The organism is Streptomyces sp. NPDC101181 (assembly GCF_044767975.1).
Lineage (GTDB): Bacteria > Actinomycetota > Actinomycetes > Streptomycetales > Streptomycetaceae > Streptomyces.
Genome location: NZ_JBIWOX010000001.1, coordinates 749,862 through 766,867 on the forward strand (window position 1 = coordinate 749,862; position 17,006 = coordinate 766,867).

The 17,006-nt window shown below is 71.9% G+C and carries 17 protein-coding genes and 1 pseudogene; 5 read left to right on the forward strand and 13 right to left on the reverse strand.

Features of this window, described 5'->3' with window-relative positions; all coding sequences use genetic code 11:
- Positions 1 to 20: 20 nt before the first annotated feature.
- Positions 21 to 215: pseudogene (locus ACIRRU_RS03205) on the reverse strand (acetyl-CoA C-acyltransferase); the annotation flags it as partial.
- Positions 216 to 383: 168 nt separating this feature from the next.
- On the opposite strand from ACIRRU_RS03205, the gene ACIRRU_RS03210 reads away from it, so the two are divergent.
- Together ACIRRU_RS03210 and ACIRRU_RS03215 are read left to right on the forward strand one after the other, a co-directional pair.
- Positions 384 to 1,706, forward strand: a complete 1,323-nt coding sequence (locus tag ACIRRU_RS03210; protein WP_403675439.1) for a 3-oxoacyl-ACP reductase — start codon at positions 384 to 386, stop codon at positions 1,704 to 1,706.
- A gap of 3 nt (positions 1,707 to 1,709) precedes the next feature.
- Entirely contained in the window at positions 1,710 to 2,591 is an 882-nt protein-coding gene (locus tag ACIRRU_RS03215; RefSeq protein ID WP_403675442.1) for a MaoC family dehydratase, read from the forward strand.
- Positions 2,592 to 2,610: 19 nt separating this feature from the next.
- Here ACIRRU_RS03215 and ACIRRU_RS03220 read toward each other — a convergent pair whose 3' ends face one another.
- The 7 genes from ACIRRU_RS03220 to ACIRRU_RS03250 form a co-directional block, all read right to left on the reverse strand.
- A complete protein-coding gene (locus ACIRRU_RS03220; protein ID WP_403675443.1) occupies positions 2,611 to 3,330 on the reverse strand; it encodes a DUF2238 domain-containing protein in 720 nt (239 codons plus the stop codon).
- Positions 3,331 to 3,515: 185 nt separating this feature from the next.
- A complete protein-coding gene (locus tag ACIRRU_RS03225; RefSeq protein ID WP_363201107.1) occupies positions 3,516 to 4,160 on the reverse strand; it encodes a TetR/AcrR family transcriptional regulator in 645 nt (214 codons plus the stop codon).
- Between the two features lie 175 nt (positions 4,161 to 4,335).
- Positions 4,336 to 5,721 (reverse strand): dicarboxylate/amino acid:cation symporter, encoded by a 1,386-nt coding sequence (locus tag ACIRRU_RS03230; RefSeq protein ID WP_403675446.1) that lies wholly within the window; start codon positions 5,719 to 5,721, stop codon positions 4,336 to 4,338.
- Between the two features lie 451 nt (positions 5,722 to 6,172).
- The gene (locus tag ACIRRU_RS03235) at positions 6,173 to 6,466 is read right to left on the reverse strand and encodes a DUF4229 domain-containing protein (protein ID WP_363201105.1); all 294 of its coding nucleotides are present in this window, start codon (positions 6,464 to 6,466) and stop codon (positions 6,173 to 6,175) included.
- A gap of 75 nt (positions 6,467 to 6,541) precedes the next feature.
- Positions 6,542 to 7,102, reverse strand: a complete 561-nt coding sequence (locus ACIRRU_RS03240) for a GNAT family N-acetyltransferase (protein WP_403675449.1) — start codon at positions 7,100 to 7,102, stop codon at positions 6,542 to 6,544.
- Between the two features lie 111 nt (positions 7,103 to 7,213).
- Complete coding sequence (gene mqnE / locus ACIRRU_RS03245; RefSeq protein ID WP_363201330.1) at positions 7,214 to 8,377, reverse strand: aminofutalosine synthase MqnE; 1,164 nt, start codon at positions 8,375 to 8,377, stop codon at positions 7,214 to 7,216.
- Between the two features lie 49 nt (positions 8,378 to 8,426).
- Positions 8,427 to 8,882 carry an Lrp/AsnC family transcriptional regulator gene (locus tag ACIRRU_RS03250; protein WP_363201103.1) on the reverse strand — a complete coding sequence of 152 codons (456 nt, stop codon included), beginning with the start codon at positions 8,880 to 8,882 and terminating at the stop codon, positions 8,427 to 8,429.
- A gap of 121 nt (positions 8,883 to 9,003) precedes the next feature.
- On the opposite strand from ACIRRU_RS03250, the gene ACIRRU_RS03255 reads away from it, so the two are divergent.
- Positions 9,004 to 9,150, forward strand: a complete 147-nt coding sequence (locus ACIRRU_RS03255) for a hypothetical protein (protein ID WP_363201102.1) — start codon at positions 9,004 to 9,006, stop codon at positions 9,148 to 9,150.
- 40 nt (positions 9,151 to 9,190) lie between these two features.
- Here the strand turns inward: ACIRRU_RS03255 and ACIRRU_RS03260 are convergent, their stop codons facing one another.
- On the reverse strand, positions 9,191 to 9,877 hold the full coding sequence (locus ACIRRU_RS03260; protein ID WP_403675453.1) for a UbiX family flavin prenyltransferase: 687 nt from the start codon (positions 9,875 to 9,877) through the stop codon (positions 9,191 to 9,193).
- 121 nt (positions 9,878 to 9,998) lie between these two features.
- Between ACIRRU_RS03260 and ACIRRU_RS03265 the strand changes: the two genes are divergently transcribed.
- On the forward strand, positions 9,999 to 10,631 hold the full coding sequence (locus ACIRRU_RS03265; RefSeq protein WP_403675454.1) for a rhomboid family intramembrane serine protease: 633 nt from the start codon (positions 9,999 to 10,001) through the stop codon (positions 10,629 to 10,631).
- Positions 10,632 to 10,738: 107 nt separating this feature from the next.
- On the opposite strand, the gene mqnP is transcribed toward ACIRRU_RS03265, so the two are convergent.
- Positions 10,739 to 11,656 carry a menaquinone biosynthesis prenyltransferase MqnP gene (gene mqnP, locus ACIRRU_RS03270; protein ID WP_403675637.1) on the reverse strand — a complete coding sequence of 306 codons (918 nt, stop codon included), beginning with the start codon at positions 11,654 to 11,656 and terminating at the stop codon, positions 10,739 to 10,741.
- Between the two features lie 5 nt (positions 11,657 to 11,661).
- Positions 11,662 to 13,119, reverse strand: coding sequence for a menaquinone biosynthesis decarboxylase (locus tag ACIRRU_RS03275; RefSeq protein WP_363201099.1), 1,458 nt, complete (start codon positions 13,117 to 13,119; stop codon positions 11,662 to 11,664).
- A 157-nt stretch (positions 13,120 to 13,276) separates the two neighbouring features.
- Here ACIRRU_RS03275 and ACIRRU_RS03280 point away from each other — a divergent pair, with 157 nt between their 5' ends.
- Entirely contained in the window at positions 13,277 to 13,726 is a 450-nt protein-coding gene (locus ACIRRU_RS03280) for a PLD nuclease N-terminal domain-containing protein (RefSeq protein WP_403675457.1), read from the forward strand.
- Positions 13,727 to 13,920: 194 nt separating this feature from the next.
- Here the strand turns inward: ACIRRU_RS03280 and ccsB are convergent, their stop codons facing one another.
- Both ccsB and ACIRRU_RS03290 read right to left on the reverse strand, forming a co-directional pair.
- Positions 13,921 to 15,003, reverse strand: coding sequence for a c-type cytochrome biogenesis protein CcsB (gene ccsB / locus ACIRRU_RS03285; RefSeq protein ID WP_403675459.1), 1,083 nt, complete (start codon positions 15,001 to 15,003; stop codon positions 13,921 to 13,923).
- Positions 15,000 to 17,006 (reverse strand): cytochrome c biogenesis protein ResB, encoded by a 2,007-nt coding sequence (locus tag ACIRRU_RS03290; RefSeq protein WP_403675462.1) that lies wholly within the window; start codon positions 17,004 to 17,006, stop codon positions 15,000 to 15,002. The genes ccsB and ACIRRU_RS03290 overlap by 4 nt, the downstream gene beginning before the upstream one ends.

The following is a 17,006-nucleotide window of genomic DNA, read 5'->3' on the forward strand; positions in this document are numbered from 1 at the left end:
AAACAGAAGAAGCAAGCCCGTCACGGGCGTTCGAGGATCGCGGTCACCCCCTGGCCGCCCGCCGCGCAGATCGAGATCAGCCCCCGTCCCGAGGCGGCCCGCTCCGTCGGCGGCTTCGTCGGCGTGGCCACGATCCGGGCGCCTGTCGCGGCGAGGGGGTGGCCGGTGGCCGGGGAGGACCCGGCCACGTTCAGCCGGAACCGGTCCACGGGGGCCGGGGGGCGTCGGAGCCGAGGACGGGGACCCGGCGCGACTGCGGCAGGGGCGTCAGCACGGTGACCGCCTGGTTCCGTGAGGTTCGGGAGTGCGCATCTCGACCAGCTCCTGACTCTTCAGTAACCTTACTCCGCAGTAAATCTACGACCGCGCAGGGAGTCAGGACAATGGCCGATCGCTATCTGCGTCTCACCGGCACGGCACCCGGCCGCCTCCTCACCCGCGGGCTCGGTCTGCCCCAGCCCGTCCCGTTGCGCCGCTGGAGCCCGGAGACCCCCGGGCTGGACGGGCCGCTGCTGCACCTGACCGCCGGGGAGTCCGTGGTCACGGCCGGGCTCGCGAAGGCACTGGCCGCCACCGGGCTCCCCGTGAAGCAGCGAGCCGCGCGCCCCGCCGGGATCGTGCTGGACGCCACCGGGGTCACCTCCGTCACCGGCCTCGCCGAGGTGCACGCGGCCCTGCACCCGGTCGTACGGTCGCTCGCTCCCGGTGGCCGGATCGTCGTCATCGGCAGGCGCCCCTCCTCCGAGGACCACCATCAGGCCGCCGCCCAGCAGGCGTTGGAGGGTTTCGTCCGGTCGCTGGGCAAGGAGACGGGGCGCGGCGCGACCGTGCACCTGGTGCGGCTCCCGGCCACCGGGACGCCGGATGCCGCCGGGTCCACCCTGCGCTTCCTGCTCTCCCCCCGGTCCGCCTACGTCAGCGGCCAGGTCATCGAGCTGACCGACGCCGCCCCGGACGCGGAGTCCGACCCGGCCGCCCCGCTCACCGGCCGCACCGCGCTGGTCACCGGGGCCGCCCGGGGCATCGGCGCGTCCGTCGGCTCGGTGCTGGCCCGCGACGGGGCGCACGTCATCGTGCTGGACGTCCCCCAGGCGCGGGAGGACCTGGCGCGCACCGCCCACCGGCTCGGGGCCACCGGGCTGGCGCTGGACATCACCGCACCCGACGCCGCCGCCCGGATGGCCGCCGCCGCACCGGACGGGATCGACGTCCTCGTGCACAACGCGGGCGTCACCCGGGACCGCCGCCTGGTGAACATGCCCGCCGACCGCTGGGCCCAGGTCCTCGACGTCAACCTGGACAGCGTGCTGCGCACCACCGACGAACTCCTGGCCTCGGGGGCCCTCAACCGGGGCGGCCGGGTCGTCGCCACCGCCTCCATCGCGGGCATCGCGGGCAACAGGGGCCAGACCAACTACGCCGCGAGCAAGGCGGGGATCATCGGCCTCGTCCGCTCGCTCGGCCCGCGCGCCGCCGCCGAACACGGCGTCACCGTCAACGCGGTGGCGCCCGGCTTCATCGAGACGAGGATGACCGCCGCGGTGCCGCTCCTCATCCGGGAGGCGGGCCGCCGGATGAACTCCCTCGCCCAGGGCGGCCTTCCGGTCGACGTGGCCGAGGCCGTCGCCTGGTTCGCGCAGCCCGGCTCCGCCGCCGCCAACGGCCAGGTGCTGCGGGTCTGCGGCCAGAGCCTGCTGGGGGCGTGAGCGGTGACCTCCCTCAGCGCCTCCCTCGTCCGCGGGGCCCTCTCCTCCCCGTTCAAGCGCCCCGGCCGCCCCGGCGCCACCCTGCCCGCCGACCGCCTCACCCGCCCGGCCGCACCGCTGCCGCCCGGTCCCCTGGCCGCGTACAGCAGGGTCTGCGGCTTCGCCGAGTCCGGTCTCGTGCCGCTCACCTACCCGCATGTGCGGGCGTTCCCGCTGGCCATGCGGCTGATGACCGGCCGGGCTTTCCCGCTGCCCGTCGTCGGGCTCGTCCACACCTGGATCGAGATCGCCTCGCGCCGGCCGGTGCGACCCGTCGAACCGCTCGAACTGACCGTGTACGCGGATGGGTTGGCACCGCACCGGCGCGGCACCGAGGTCACCGTAGTGACCGAGGCACGGGCGGGCGGGGAGCTGGTGTGGGAGTCCCGCAGCGGCTATCTGTCCCGGCACGGCCGGAAGGACGGCCCAGCCGCACCGCCCTCCACCCAGCCCGACGCCCTCGCGGCGCCCGGCACCGCCGCACCGCCTTCGGCCCCGCCCGCCGCCGTCGCGGCCGGCCTGCCCGCCCTCGCCGAGTGGCGGCTGCCCGGTGACCTCGGGCGGCGGTACGGGGCCGTCTCCGGCGACCGCAACCCGATCCACCTGCACCCGCTGACCGCCCGGCTGTTCGGGTTCCCCCGGGCCATCGCGCACGGCATGTGGACGGTGGCCCGCTGCCTGGCCGAAGCCCCGGACCCCGCCGGCATCCGTTCCGTACGGGCCGAGTTCAGGGCCCCGGTCCTGCTGCCCGCCACCGTGACGTTCGCGGCCGACCCGGACACGGCCGCCTTCGCGCTGCGGGGAGCCGAGGGGCGGGTCCATCTCACCGGCGTGACGGCTCGGTGACCCGGGCGGCCGGTCCTCGTCACGGGCCGACCCGCCCGGCGGGCGTCTCCTCCCCGGCGCGGGACCGGCGTACCGGCCACTCCAGGCCGGGGCGGGCCAGGGCGCGGTCATGGACGCGGCTCAGGAGCAGCAGGGCGCTCAGCGCGCCGATCAGGGCGCAGAACATGTCCCACTGGGTGTCCCACACATCTCCCTGCGTGCCCAGGAACGCGTCCGCGGCCTCGCCGCCGGTGACGGCCGCCAGCCATTCCAGCATCTCGAAGACGGCGCTGAAGGCCAGGCAGGCGCAGACGGTGAGCACGGGGAGCCAGCGGCTGCCGCGCAACGGTGAGGTGCGGAGCAGGAGTTCACGCACCAGGACGGCCGGGACGAAGCCCTGCACGAGGTGGCCGAAGCGGTCGTAGGGGTTGCGGTCCCAGCCGAGCCAGTCGCGCACCCAGTCACCGGCGGGCACCTCGGCGTAGGTGTAGTGGCCGCCCACCACGAGCACCAGGGCATGGGCCGCTAGCAGCCCGCAGAGCAGACCGCTCAGCGGGAAGCGGACGCGGGACAGGACGACCAGCGGGAGACCCACCATCACCCAGACCGTCTCCAGCAGCCAGGTGGTCGGGTCGGCGGCGCCGAACCTCGACACCACGAGCGCCGCGGTGACCGCGACGGCGAGGACGGCCGGCAGGCGGCGGCGCGAAGCCGGTGTCCCGGCCGGGGACGGGACGGAGTACGGGGTGGTGGCGGCCATCGCCTGCTCCTCGGAGGTCGGGGCGGGCCCCCAGTCTCGGCCCCGCGGGCGACCGCCTCCTTGAGTACGGGTACTCAACCAGCCGCCGCCGAAAGCGAGTTGTCATCGTCCCGCGTCGGCATCGCCCCTCCCGCCGTGCCCCCTCGCCCGACGCGGGTCCCGGGTCGCCGCGCGCGGGAGAGCCCTCAGGCCACCGGGGGCGTCCAGGGTCGGGCGTGCATCAGGTTCTCCAGGCCCGCCCAGGCGAAGTTCATCAGCGTCGCCGCCGCCTCCTTCGCCGAGACGCCCGGGGTGTCGTTGGCCCAGCCCGCCAGTGACTCCGCGGCCCCCACCAGGGCCTGGGCCAGCCCCGCCACGTCCCGGTCCGCGAGGGCGGGGTCCCGGTGCGCCTCGCGGGCGGCGGCGACGATCAGGCCCGTCACGAACGCCACGATCTCGTCCCGCATCACGACGACCTCGCTGATGAACGGCTCACCGTGCGACCGCGCCTGGCGGTGCAGCACCGCCCAGCCGTCCGGGTTCTCCGCGGTGTGGGTGAAGAACGCCGTGAGCCCCGACCAGAGTTGGCGGTCGGCCGGCACCGCGGGCTCGACCCCCGCGCGCACCGCCGCCACCAGGGCCTTCGCCTCGCGCCTGATGCAGGCGGAGAACAGGTCCTCCTTCGAGTTCAGGTAGAGGTAGACCAGCGGCTTGGAGACTCCGGCCAGCTCCGCGATCTCGTCCATCGAGGCGGCACGGTAGCCGCGTTGCCCGAAGGTCCGCACCGCGGCGTCCATCATCTGCCGCTCCCGCACGGCGCGCGGCATCCGCTTGCCCTTCACAGCACCCACGTCCGACGTCCTCCCCACCCCATGGTCCCGCTCGCTCCCCCGGCCGCGCGCCCCCGTTCCGCTCCCGGCAAGCGTACGGGGCACGACGACGCGCACCGGACACGGCGACGCCCCCGGTCCGCGTACGGCGTGTGCGTACGCGGACCGGGGGCGCGGCCCCGCGGGGATGCCCGGGTCAGGCCGTGACCGGGACCTTCCGGTCGCTCGGCCCGGCGGCCGGGACGGTCTCCTCCGCCTCCTCGTCGAGGGAGTCGATCGGGGAGGCCGAGGCGGAGTCGTACCGGTCGCGGTCGAGGATGTTCTCGCGGGCCGCGACGATGACCGGGACGACCGCCTGGCCGGCCACGTTGGTGGCGGTGCGGATCATGTCCAGGATCGGGTCGATGGCCATCAGCAGGCCGACGCCCTCCAGCGGGAGTCCCAGCGTGGACAGGGTGAGGGTCAGCATGACCGTCGCGCCGGTGAGACCGGCGGTGGCGGCCGAACCGATCACCGAGACGAAGGCGATGAGGATGTAGTCGCCGATGCCGAGCTGCACGTCGAAGATCTGCGCGATGAAGATCGCCGCGAGCGCCGGGTAGATCGCGGCGCAGCCGTCCATCTTGGTGGTCGCGCCGAACGGGACGGCGAAGGAGGTGTACTCCTTCGGGACGCCGAGGCGTTCGGTGACCCGCTGGGTGACCGGCATGGTGCCGACCGAGGAGCGGGAGACGAAGGCGAGCTGGATCGCGGGCCAGGCGCCCTTGAAGAACTGGACCGGGTTGACCTTGGCGACGGTGGCAAGGAGCAGCGGGTAGACGCCGAACAGCACCAGGGCGCAGCCGATGTAGACGTCGGCGGTGAACGTGGCGTACTTGCTGATCAGGTCCCAGCCGTAGTCGGCGATGGCGTAGCCGATGAGGCCGACGGTGCCGATCGGGGCGAGGCGGATGACCCACCACAGGGCCTTCTGGAGCAGCTCCAGGATCGACTGGCTGAGGGTGAGGATCGGCTGGGCGCGGTCGCCCAGCTTGAGCGCGGCGATACCGGCGACGGCGGCCATGAAGACGATCTGGAGCACGTTCAGCTCGGTGAACGGCGTGATCACGTTGGTCGGGACGATGCCGGTGAGGAAGTCGATCCAGCTGCCGCGGTTCTCGGGGAGCTGGCCGTCCTTGGGGGTCAGGCCGGTGCCGGCGCCGGGGTCGGTCAGCAGGCCGATGGTGAGGCCGATGGCGACCGCGATCAGCGAGGTGATCATGAACCAGAGCAGGGTCCGGGTCGCCAGCCGGGCGGCGTTGTTGACCTTGCGGAGGTTGGTGATCGACACCAGGATCGCGAAGAAGACGAGCGGGGCGACGGCCAGCTTCAGCAGCTGGACGAAGATCGAGCCGATCTTGTCGAGCGTGGTGACGAGCCAGGAGACGTCCTGGCTGCGGGCCAGCCAGCCCAGCAGTACGCCGAGGACCAGACCGGCGACGATCTGGGCCCAGAAGGGGACGTTGGGTATACGGGAACCGGGGCCGGAGCCGGTGGACGGCTGCTCGGCCTCGGGGGCGGCGGACGCGGAGTTCGCGGACACGGACACACTCCAGTGGGGACGCATCGGGACGTACAGGGACACCCGGACGGTCGTGCGGTGGAACGGGGACGGGGTCGCGGCGCCCGCGTCGAGGGGCGGCGCCGCTGCATGATGCCGTATCAGACGTTGCGGCAACAGACCGCGGACATACAGCGGCAGAGATCGACATGCAGGCGCGCCACGAGCGGGATGCTCGCGGCATGACGGAGGCGCACAGCTGTCTTCACGTCGAACACGTTAACACTTGAACTTTGGGGAACCCAAAGTGTTTCTTTGGCCCCGGGCGGCACCCGCCACCGGTTCGCGGGCGACGCCCCGGCGGGCGCGCACCCGGGGAACGCCGAAGGCCCCGTGCCGGAGCGGGTTGCTCCGGCACGGGGCCGACGGAAGGGAGGGGACGCGCGGCGCGCGTACGGGGAGGCGTGTGAGGAACCTTACCCGCGCCCGGGGGCTACTGGACGGCGTCCTCGCGGGTGCGGTTGGCGTCGAGACGGGCCTTGGTGCGGGCGGCGCCGGCGACGATCTGCTCGGACATCGCGTCGCGCTGCTTGCGCAGCAGCACATAGCTGAGGGGGGCGGAGAGGACGAGGCCGAGCAGGATCACCCACACCGCGTTGGAGCCGCCGAGCCCGGCGGGGATCAGCCCGAAGTGGACGGCGACACCGGCGACGACGAAACAGCCGACGAAGATCAGCAGGCGCAGCGCGGTGTACCGGATCATCGCGTTCGGCTTGGCAGCGGACACGGCTGGCCCTCTCTTCCCATCAACTCTCGACACGGTCCTGCCCGTCCAGTGAAGCATGGTCCGAATTCTCTCGGTTCAGGGGGTTGCCGGGGCCCCGGCACGGGCCGCGTCGGCACCGAGCGGCAGCAGCATGACGATGTCGTCGCGGTCGTCGCCGGGGGCGACCCGGATGGCGTCCGGGATCCGGCCCACCTCCTTGTAGCCGCAGGCCGCGTAGAAGCGGTCGTTGCCGGTGCCGCCCCGGCAGGTGAGCCGGACGGCCTCGATGCCCTCGATGGAGCGCGCGGCGTCGGCGGCGGCCGCCATGAGGTCGCGGCCGTAGCCCTGCCCCTGGAGGCGGGGGTGGACCATCACGGTGTAGAGCGTGAGCCAGTGCCGCATCAGCCGGTGGTCGTTGAGGGTGAGGAAGGCGGTGGCGACGACGGCCCCGCCCCCGTCCCGGCCGACCAGCAGCCTGACCCGCCCCTTCTCCATGGCGGTGAGGTGCTTGAGCAGGTCGGGCCGGATCTCCTCGGGGGTGACGGGTGCGACGAAGCCGACGGCCCCGCCCGCGTTGGTGACGTCGGCCCACAGGGCGGTGATCCCGTCGCGCAGGGCGGGGGTGAAGGAGGGGTCCAGCTCGAAAGTAAGTGCCATAGAGGCAGAGTAACTATTACCACTGGCCGCCTCAACCGGGTCCGAAACGCGGACGAGCCCCGGCGGGAACGGCGGCCGGGGCTTGTCGGGGGTGCGGGAGGGGCGTGCGCGTCAGACCCGCATCGGCTGCGGCGACTCGCGCCGGTCCGCGTCCGGACCCGGGTACTCACGCAGGATCTCGTACCGGGTGTTCCGCTCCACCGGCCGGAATCCGGCGTCGCGGATCAGGTCGAGCAGATCCTCGCGGCCGAGCTTGTTCGGCGTGCCGAAGTCGTCGGCGTCATGCGTGATCTTGTACTCGACGACCGAGCCGTCCATGTCGTCGGCGCCGTGCTGGAGCGCGAGCTGGGCGGTCTGCACACCGTGCATCACCCAGAACACCTTGACGTGCGGCACGTTGTCGAAGAGCAGCCGGGAGACCGCGAAGGTCTTCAGCGCCTCAGCGCCGGTCGCCATCGTCGTGCGCGCCTGGAGCTTGTTGCGGACCTTGCCGTCCTTCATGTCCACGAAGTCGTGCTGGTAGCGCAGCGGGATGAAGACCTGGAAGCCGCCGGTCTCGTCCTGCATCTCGCGCAGCCGCAGCACGTGGTCGACGCGGTGACGGGGCTCCTCGATGTGCCCGTACAGCATGGTCGAGGGGGTCTTGAGCCCCTTCTCGTGCGCGAGGCGGTGGATGCGCGACCAGTCCTCCCAGTGGGTGCGGTGGTCGACGATGTGCTGGCGGACCTCCCAGTCGAAGATCTCCGCGCCGCCGCCGGTCAGCGATTCGAGACCGGCCTCGATCAGCTCGTCGAGGATCTCGGAGGCGGTGAGGCCGGAGATCGTCTCGAAGTGGTGGATCTCCGTCGCCGTGAACGCCTTCAGCGCCACGTCCGGCAGGGCTTCCTTCAGCGCGCTGAGCGAGCGCGGGTAGTAGCGCCACGGGAGGGAGGGGTGGAGGCCGTTGACGATGTGCAGCTCGGTGAGGTTCTCGCCCTCCATCGCCTTGGCGAGGCGGACGGCCTCCTCGATACGCATCGTGTACGCGTCCTTCTCGCCCGGCTTGCGCTGGAAGGAGCAGTACGCGCACGAGGCGGTGCACACGTTGGTCATGTTGAGGTGGCGGTTGACGTTGAAGTGCACCACGTCGCCGTTCTTACGCGTGCGCACCTCGTGCGCCAGACCGCCCAGCCACGCCAGGTCGTCGGACGCGTAGAGCGCGATCCCGTCCTCGCGGGTCAGCCGCTCGCCGGCCCGGACCTTCTCCTCCAGCTCGCGCTTGAGTCCCGCGTCCACTAGGGCGCCTCCCATTTCTCCGTACGACCGACTCCGCTCAACGGTACGCCTACGACTCCTCGGGGAGTTCCCCGACCCGGTTCTCCCACTTGGTGGAGAGCACGATCGTGGTGCGGGTCCGGGAGACGCCCTTCGTCCCGCTCAGGCGGCGGATGGTCTTCTCCAAGCCGTCCACGTCCCCGACACGCACCTTGAGCATGTAGGAGTCGTCGCCCGCGATGAACCAGCAGTCCTCGATCTCCGCGAGGTCCTTCAGCCGATGCGCCACGTCCTCGTGGTCGGTGGCGTCCGAGAGCGAGATGCCGATGAGCGCGGTGACGCCGAGCCCCAGCGAGGCGGAGTCGACGGTGGCGCGGTAGCCGGTGATGACACCGGCCGACTCCAGCCGGTTGATGCGGTCGGTGACGCTGGGCCCGGAGAGCCCCACGAGCCGCCCCAGCTCGGCGTAGGAGGCCCTGCCGTTCTCCCTGAGGGCCTGGATGAGCTGCCTGTCCACCGCGTCCATATGACCGAAGCCTTCCATTGTTCAGCAGTACCGCAAGTTTACGTGTAGAATCTAAGGCGCGCAGGGTCGCAGCCCTGCAAATCTTCTAGAACATCCAAAAAAAGCTTTCGAATCTTCAGGAGTGAACCTCACCGTGTACACGATCGAGATGGCCTACGCCCGGATGCGCGAGTTGCAGGGTCTGGCCGACCGCTCGCGTGCCCACCAGCCCGCCGCCGCCCACCGCGTCGACAAGACCCGCACCCGGCGCCCGGCCCGCAAGCGCTGACCGGAGCCGACGGCGCCCGCGGGAACCGTCGGAACGGGAACTACCGGTCCTGAGCGTCGCGGGAGCCGCCACCGAGCTCTCCTTCCCACCGGCGGTACAGCCGGTGCGGCACACCCGCCGCGTCCAGCACCCGCCCCGCGACGAAGTCCACCAGGTCCTGGATGTGCGTCGCACCCGCGTAGAACGCCGGAGAGGCGGGCAGCACGACCGCGCCCGCCTCGTCCAGGGCCACCATCTGCTTCAGCGTCCGGCCGCTCAGCGGGGTCTCGCGCACCGCGACGACCAGCGGACGGCGCTCCTTGAGCGTCACGCTCGCGGCCCGCTGGAGCAGATCCTTCGACAGACCGAGCGCCACCCCGGCCACACAGGCCGTCGACGCGGGCACGACGAGCATCCCCCGCGCCGGGTACGAACCGGAGGACGGCCCCGCAGCCAGATCCCCGGCCGGCCAGTGCCGTACGCGCTCCAGCTCCGCCCCGCCCACCGCGAACGCGTCCGGCTTGCCGTCCGCCCCCCGCGCCAGCCAGGCCGCCAGGTCCTCGCGCCAGTGGCCGTCCCGGAACGCGATGCCGGTCTCGTCCAGCAGGGTGAGCCGCGAGGCCCGGCTCACCACCAGATCGACGCTCTCCCCCGCGGCGAGCAGCCCGCGCAGCACGGCCGCCGCGAACGGGGTCCCCGAAGCACCGGACACCCCGACAATCCAAGGCCGCCGCTGCTCATCAGTCACTGAAGTACCGGATTCCACACCGGCGAGCCTATCCGGCACGCCCCCGCACGCCGCACCCGGAACCACACGGGCGTCAAGGACGTTCCTCAGTTGACGGCCAACCCGGGGGCAGGGGCAGACCATGGGCGACTACTGGACCACCGACCGCGGCACGGGCAGCGGCACCACCGGCAGCGCCCGCGCGCTGACCGCGGGCATCCTGATGGTGAGCTGGGTCGCCCTGCTGTGGCTCCTCGAAGCCGTCGACGTGGCGACGGGCCACGCCCTGGACACCTACGGCATCAGCCCGCGCGAGCTGACGGAGCTGCGCGACGTGGTGCCCGCCGCCTTCCTGCACAGCGGCTGGGAGCACGTCGCGTCCAACAGCGTCCCGCTGCTGGTCCTCGGCTTCATAGCCGCCCTCGGCGGTCTGCGCCGGTTCGCCGCCGTCGTCGCGACGGTCATCGTGATCAGCGGCCTCGGCGTCTGGCTGACCGCCCCGGCGTTCACGGTGACGCTCGGCGCGTCCGGTGTCGTCTTCGGACTGCTGGGCTATCTGCTGGTCCGCGGCTTCGTGGACCGCCGCCCCTGGGACGTGCTCATCGGCATCGGCGTCGCCGTGGTCTACGGCTCGCTGCTGTGGGGCGTCCTGCCCACCGACTCGGGCGTCAGCTGGCAGGGCCACCTGTTCGGCCTCGTCGGCGGGGTGGCGGCGGCCTTCTTCTTCCGCCGCCCGCCGGCCCGCCGCGGCCCGGACAACCTGGTCACGGTCTGAGCCGCACGGCCACCGGCCGCGCACCCGCCGGGCCGCGAGGTCTGCCGGGGCCGCGAAGCATTACGGGGCCGCGAGGCCTTACGGCCGTGGGCCCGCCGGGTGTGCCGTCACGGGGTCAGGCCCCGCACCAGCAGATCCAGCAGCGCGCAGGCGAAGAGCGCGATCCCGATGAAGCCGTTCACCGAGAAGAAGGCCCGGTTCAGCCGGGACAGGTCGTGCGGCCGCACCACGCGGTGCTCGTAGACGAACGCCACCGCCACGATCACCATGCCGATCCAGTAGAAGACCTCGGCGTCGGTGGCCAGCCCGAACCACACCAGCAGCCCCGTCGTGACCACGTGGCAGACCCGCGCGCCCCACAGCGCCGCCGGGATGCCGAAGCGCGCCGGGAACGAGAGCACCCCGTGGGCCCGGTCCGCCTGGACGTCCTGACAGGCGAAGATCAGGTCGAAGCCACCGATCCAGATGCCGACGGCGAGCCCGAGGATCACCGCGTCCCACGACCAGCTGCCGGTCACCGCCAGCCAGGCGCCGATCGGCCCGATGGCCTGCGCGAGCCCCAGGATCGCGTGCGGGAAGTTCGTGAACCGCTTGCCGTAGGGGTAGACCACCATCGGCACGACGGCCAGCGGCGCGAGCACCAGACAGAGCGGGTTGAGCAGGGCTGCGGCGCCGAGGAAGACGGCGAGCGCGACGATCGCCCCGGTCCACGCGGACTTCACCGACACCGCCCCGGTCACCAGCTCCCGGCCCGCGGTGCGCGGGTTCCGGGCGTCGATCTCCCGGTCGATGATCCGGTTGGCGGCCATCGCGAAGGTCCGCAGCCCCACCATCGCCAGCGTGACCAGCAGCAGCACGCCCCAGTGGATCGTCCCGTCCAGCCGGAACATCGCGGTCAGCGCGGCGATGTAGGCGAAGGGCAGCGCGAAGACCGAGTGCTCGATCATCACGAGCCGCAGGAAGGCCGCCACGCCCCCGCGCGGGCGGGGAACCTCCGCGCCGCCCTCGGCCCGCGCCACAGGGATGTCGGTCACAGGCCGTATTCCTTCCAGCGCCGGTCGACCTTGGCCGCCGTCTCGGGGTCGGAGACGACCATCTCCGGCCAGCCGCCGTCGCGGGTGTAGCCCTCGGTGGGCAGCTTCCTCGTCGCGTCGATACCCGCCTTGCCACCCCAGAACTGCTGGTAGGAGGCGTGGTCCAGGTGGTCGACCGGACCTTCGGCGACCGTGAGGTCCCGGGCGTAGTCGGTGTTGCCGAGCGCCCGCCAGGCGACCTCGTGCAGATCGTGGACGTCGCAGTCGGAGTCGACGACCACGATCAGCTTGGTCAGCGACATCATGTGCGCCCCCCAGATCGCGCTCATCACCTTCTGGGCGTGCTTGGGGTACTTCTTGTCGATCGAGACGATCGCGCAGTTGTGGAAGCCGCCCGCCTCGGGGAGGTGGTAGTCCACGATGTCCGGCACGATGATCTTCAGCAGCGGCAGGAAGAACCGTTCGGTGGCCCGGCCCAGCGGCCCGTCCTCGGTCGGCGGGCGGCCCACCACGATGGACTGGAGCAGCGGCCGCTTGCGCATGGTGACGCAGTCGATGGTCAGGGCGGGGAACGGCTCCTGCGGCGTGTAGAAGCCCGTGTGGTCCCCGAACGGGCCCTCGGGCAGCATCTCGCCCGGCTCCAGCCAGCCCTCCAGGACCACCTCCGCCTGCGCGGGGACCTGGAGCGGCACGGTCTTGCAGTCCACCATCTCGATCCGCTTGCCCTGGACGAACCCGGCGAACAGGTACTCGTCGATGTCACCGGGCAGCGGGGCGGTGGAGGCGTACGTCACGGCGGGCGGGCAGCCGAAGGCGATGGCGACCGGCAGCCGCTCCCCGCGCCTGGCCGCGACCTGGTAGTGGTTGGCGGAGTCCTTGTGGATCTGCCAGTGCATCCCGATGGTGCGCTTGTCGTGGCGCTGGAGGCGGTAGAGGCCCAGGTTCCGGACGCCGTTCTCGGGGTGCTTGGTGTGCGTCAGGCCCAGGTTGAAGAACGATCCGCCGTCCTCGGGCCAGGTGAACAGCGCGGGCAGCTGGTCCAGGTCAACGTCGTCGCCGGTCAGGACGGTCTCCTGGACGGGCGCGTCGCCGGACTTCACCTTCTTCGGCGGTACGTGCACCATCGAGCCGAGCTTGCCGAAGGCCTCCCGTACGCCGACGAAGCCCTGCGGGAGCTCCGGCTTGAGCAGGCCGCCGATCTTGTCGCTGATGTCGCTGTAGGAGGTCAGCCCGAGCGCCTTGAGCAGACGGCGGTCGGTGCCGAAGACGTTCATGGCCAGGGGCATCGAGGACCCCTTGACGTTCTCGAACAGCAGGGCCGGGCCGCCGGACTTGTTGACCCGGTCGACGATCTCACCGACCTCCAGGTGGGGGTCGACCTCGGCCTTGACGCGCTTGAGATCACCGTCGCGTTCGAGAGCCCGGAGCAGGGAGCGAAGATCGTCGTAAGCCATGCGGTCCAGTTTGTCATCCCCTCCCGCACGGCCCCGCTCGGGCTCCCCGCCGCCGGGCCCCGGATCCGGCGGCCGGGAACGGGACCGGTGAGCCGGTACCCTGGCCGCGACACCGGGGACGCATCTCGCCCCGCCGCCACCTTCTGGGGGACGCACCATGAGAGCCCTGATGATCCTCGTGCCGATGGCTCTGATGATCTACGCCTTCATCGACTGCCTGAACACCCCCGAGGAGGAGACGAAGCACCTGCCGAAGATCGCCTGGGTCTTCATCATCCTGCTGTTCTGGGTGGTCGGTTCGATCGGCTGGCTCGTGGCGGGCAAGGTCAGGCAGCGCGCGGGAGCGGGCGGCCCCGCCTCGTGGCAGCGCGGCAGGCGGACGCAGTGGGTGGCCCCGGACGACAACCCGGACTTCCTGAAGTCGCTCAAGGGCGAGGGCACGAAGAAGGACGCCGACGACGCCCCCGCCCCCGAGGGCCCGGACGCCGCCGGTCCGCAGGGTCCGCGGGAGCCCCGGCCGGAGGCGACGGGCGAGCCCGGGGAGGACCGCATCCGCCGCGAGCGCAGCACCGGCCCCGACGACACGGCCCCGCCCTCCGGCTCCTGACGCTCCGGCACGGCGGAGGAGCGGACGCGGGAGGCGGACCGGGAGACACGGCGGGGGACGGGGAGACGTGGAAAGGCCCCTGGGAGGACCAAGAGTCCTCCCAGGGGCCTTTCCGCTGTCACGGGCGCCGGGCGCCGGGCGCCTCCGGGGCGATGGGCGCCGGGTGCCGGGCTCCGCCGAGGCGACGAGGCGGCTCAGACGCCCGCGTAGGAGTGCAGGCCGGAGACGAACATGTTCACGCCGTAGTAGTTGAACAGCCAGCAGGCGAAGGCGAGGAGCGCCAGATAGGCGGCCTTGCGGCCCTTCCACCCGGCGGTGGCGCGGGCGTGCAGGTAGGCGGCGTAGGCGACCCAGGTGATGAAGGACCAGACCTCCTTGGGGTCCCAGCCCCAGTAGCGGCCCCAGGCGTCGCCCGCCCAGATCGCACCCGCGATGATCGTGAACGTCCACAGCGGGAAGACGGCCGCGTTGACCCGGTAGGCGAACTTGTCCAGCGAGGACGCCGACGGCAGCCGCTCCAGCACCGAGGAGGCGAACTTCCCCGGGGTGCCGCCGGAGGCGAGCTTGTTCTCGTAGCTGTCGCGGAACAGGTAGAGCACGGTGCCGACGGCGCCGAGGTAGAAGACGGCGCCGCAGAGGATCGCGGTCGAGACGTGGATCCACAGCCAGTACGAGTGCAGCGCGGGCACCAGCTGGTCACTCTCGGTGTAGAGGACCGTGGTGGCGAGCCCGAGGTCCAGCAGGACCGTGGTGACCAGAGGCAGGCCGATCCAGCGGACGTTCTTCTTCAGCGCGAGCAGCACCAGGTAGGAGCCGACGGCCACCGTGGTGAAGGTGATCGAGAACTCGTACATGTTGGCCCAGGGGGCCCGCTGCACGGACAGGGCGCGGGTGAGGACGCCGCCCGCCTCGACGAGGAACGCCACCACGGTCAGCGAGACCGCGATCCGGCCCCACAGGTCCCCCTCGAACGTGCCGCCCGCGGCCCCCGGCCCGTCGGGCACGTCCCGCGAGCCGACGGCGGCCCGGGTGACGACCTTGGGCCGCTCCAGCACGGCCGTGCCGCCCGTCTGCGCGCTCGCCGGGGCGGCGGCGGCCGGTGCGCCGGTCCGGGCGGCGGACAGCGAGGCGGCGGTGCGGCCGACCTTGCTGCGGCTGCCGAGGACCCACTCCGCGATGTGCGCGAAGAAGGCGAGGGTGTAGACGGCCATCGACGAATAGATCAGCACGTTGCTGGTGTTCGCCAGGCTCTCGTTGGTCGCGGCGGCGAGATTCACTTCTCAGCCCCTTCGGCAGGTGCTTCGGCAGGGTCTACGGGCCGGCTCCCGGCCTCGTGGGGGGCGTCGGGCGCCATGGCCCCGTCGCCCTTCTTCTCAGGTGCGCCGGTCTCCCCGGGCGCGTCGGGTCGGCTCGCCCCGTCCGGCTTCCGGCGTTGCTCCGGAGCCGGAGCCGGAGCCGGTTCCGGTTCCGGCGGCTCATCGGCCGCGTCCGGGCTGTCCGGCGCTTCGGCCGCGTCCGGGCTCCGTGGGCTTTTCGGTTTCTGGGGGCTCCCCGGACTTTCCGGTTTCTCCGAGGTCTGCGGGCTGTCCGGTTTCTGGGGGCTCTCCGGACTGTCCGGTGCGACGGGCGCCGTCGCGGTGAGCGCGGCGGCCAGGTCGCCCAGCTCCTCGGGGAGCCGGGCGGACTCGCTGCGGCCCAGGCCCGCCATCTCGACGACCGTGACGCCGTCCGCGCCGCGGACCGCCCGCACCCACACCCGGCGGCGCTGGATGAACAGCGATCCGGCGAGTCCGGCGATGGCGGCGATGGCTCCGCCGAGCGCCCAGCCGTTGCCCGGCTGCTGCGAGATCTGGAAGCTGGCCCACTCCTCGACGCCCTCGAAGGTGATCGACCCGGCGCCGTCCGACAGGTCCAGCTTCTCGCCGGGCATGAGCATCTTCTTCAGCAGCTCGCCGTTCTCGTCCTTGAATTCCTTCATCTTGGACGTGTCGAGCTGGTAGACGTTCTGCGCGAGACCGGAGTCGACGCCGAGGGAGCCGTGGTAGGCGCTGAGCGCCAGGACCGGGAACTCCGGACCGGGGAACTGCGAGAACATCTGGCCCTTGCCGTGCCCGGCGAAGGTCGGTACGAAGAACGCCTTGAAGCCCAGCTGGGTCTTCTTCCCGGCCTTGTCGCGGTAGCCGTCCATCACCTTGATCGCGCCGGTCGAGGTGACGTTGTTGTCGATCGGCAGCAGCGGTACGGCGCTGCGCGAGACGACCTTGCCCTTCGGGTCCCGGACGGTGACGACGGGCGCGTAGCCGTGGGCGATCAGATAGACCTTGGTGCCGTCCACGACGAGCGGTTCGTTGACCTTGATGACGCCCGTGCGGTCGGGGCCGTCGGCGCCCTCGGTGTACGTCACCCGGGCCTCGAAGGTCCGCGGGGTGCCGCGCTGCGGGCCGCTCTTCTCGTACGTACCGGCGAAGTCGTCCAGGACGAAGCTGAACGGGGCCAGCGAGTCGGAGTCGTAGAGCGAACCGGACTTGAAGTCGTCGTACTGGGTGAGCGTGTTGGAGAACCCGTCGCCCTCGACGACCAGCTTGCCGCCCTCGGACTTGAAGAGCTGTCCGGCGGCGAAGGCGACCAGCATCACGATCAGGGCGAGGTGGAAGACCAGGTTGCCCGCCTCGCGGAGGTAGCCCTTCTCGGCGGCGACCGCGTCGCCCACCGTGTGCGTCCGGAACCTCCGTCCGCGCAGCGTCAGCAGGGCCGCCTCGCGGACCTCATCGGGCTCCGCCTCGGTGCGCCAGGTGGTGTGGGCGGGCAGCCGGGTCAGCCGCTTCGGCGCGCCGGGCGGGCGGCTGCGGAGCTGGCCGACGAACTGGCCGGTGCGCGGCACGATGCAGCCGATGAGCGAGACGAACAGCAGGATGTAGATCGCGGAGAACCACACCGAGCTGTAGACGTCGAAGAGCTGGAGCTTCTCGTAGAGGGGGGTGAGGGTGGTGTGCTGGTCCTTGAAGGCCTGCACCTTCACCTCGTCGACGCTGGTCTGCGGGATCAGCGACCCCGGGATCGCGCCGAGGGAGAGCAGGAAGAGCAGGATCAGCGCGACCCGCATCGAGGTGAGCTGCCGCCAGAACCAGCGGACCCAGCCGGTCACCCCCATCGCGGGGAGGCCCCCGGCCCCGGTGTCGCTCTCGGGCCGCTCCTCGCGGGGGGCGGTGGAGAGCCGTTCACCGGCCGCGCCGTGGACGGACTCCCGCTCGCGCTCGTCGGTGCTGTTCGCGTTGCTCAT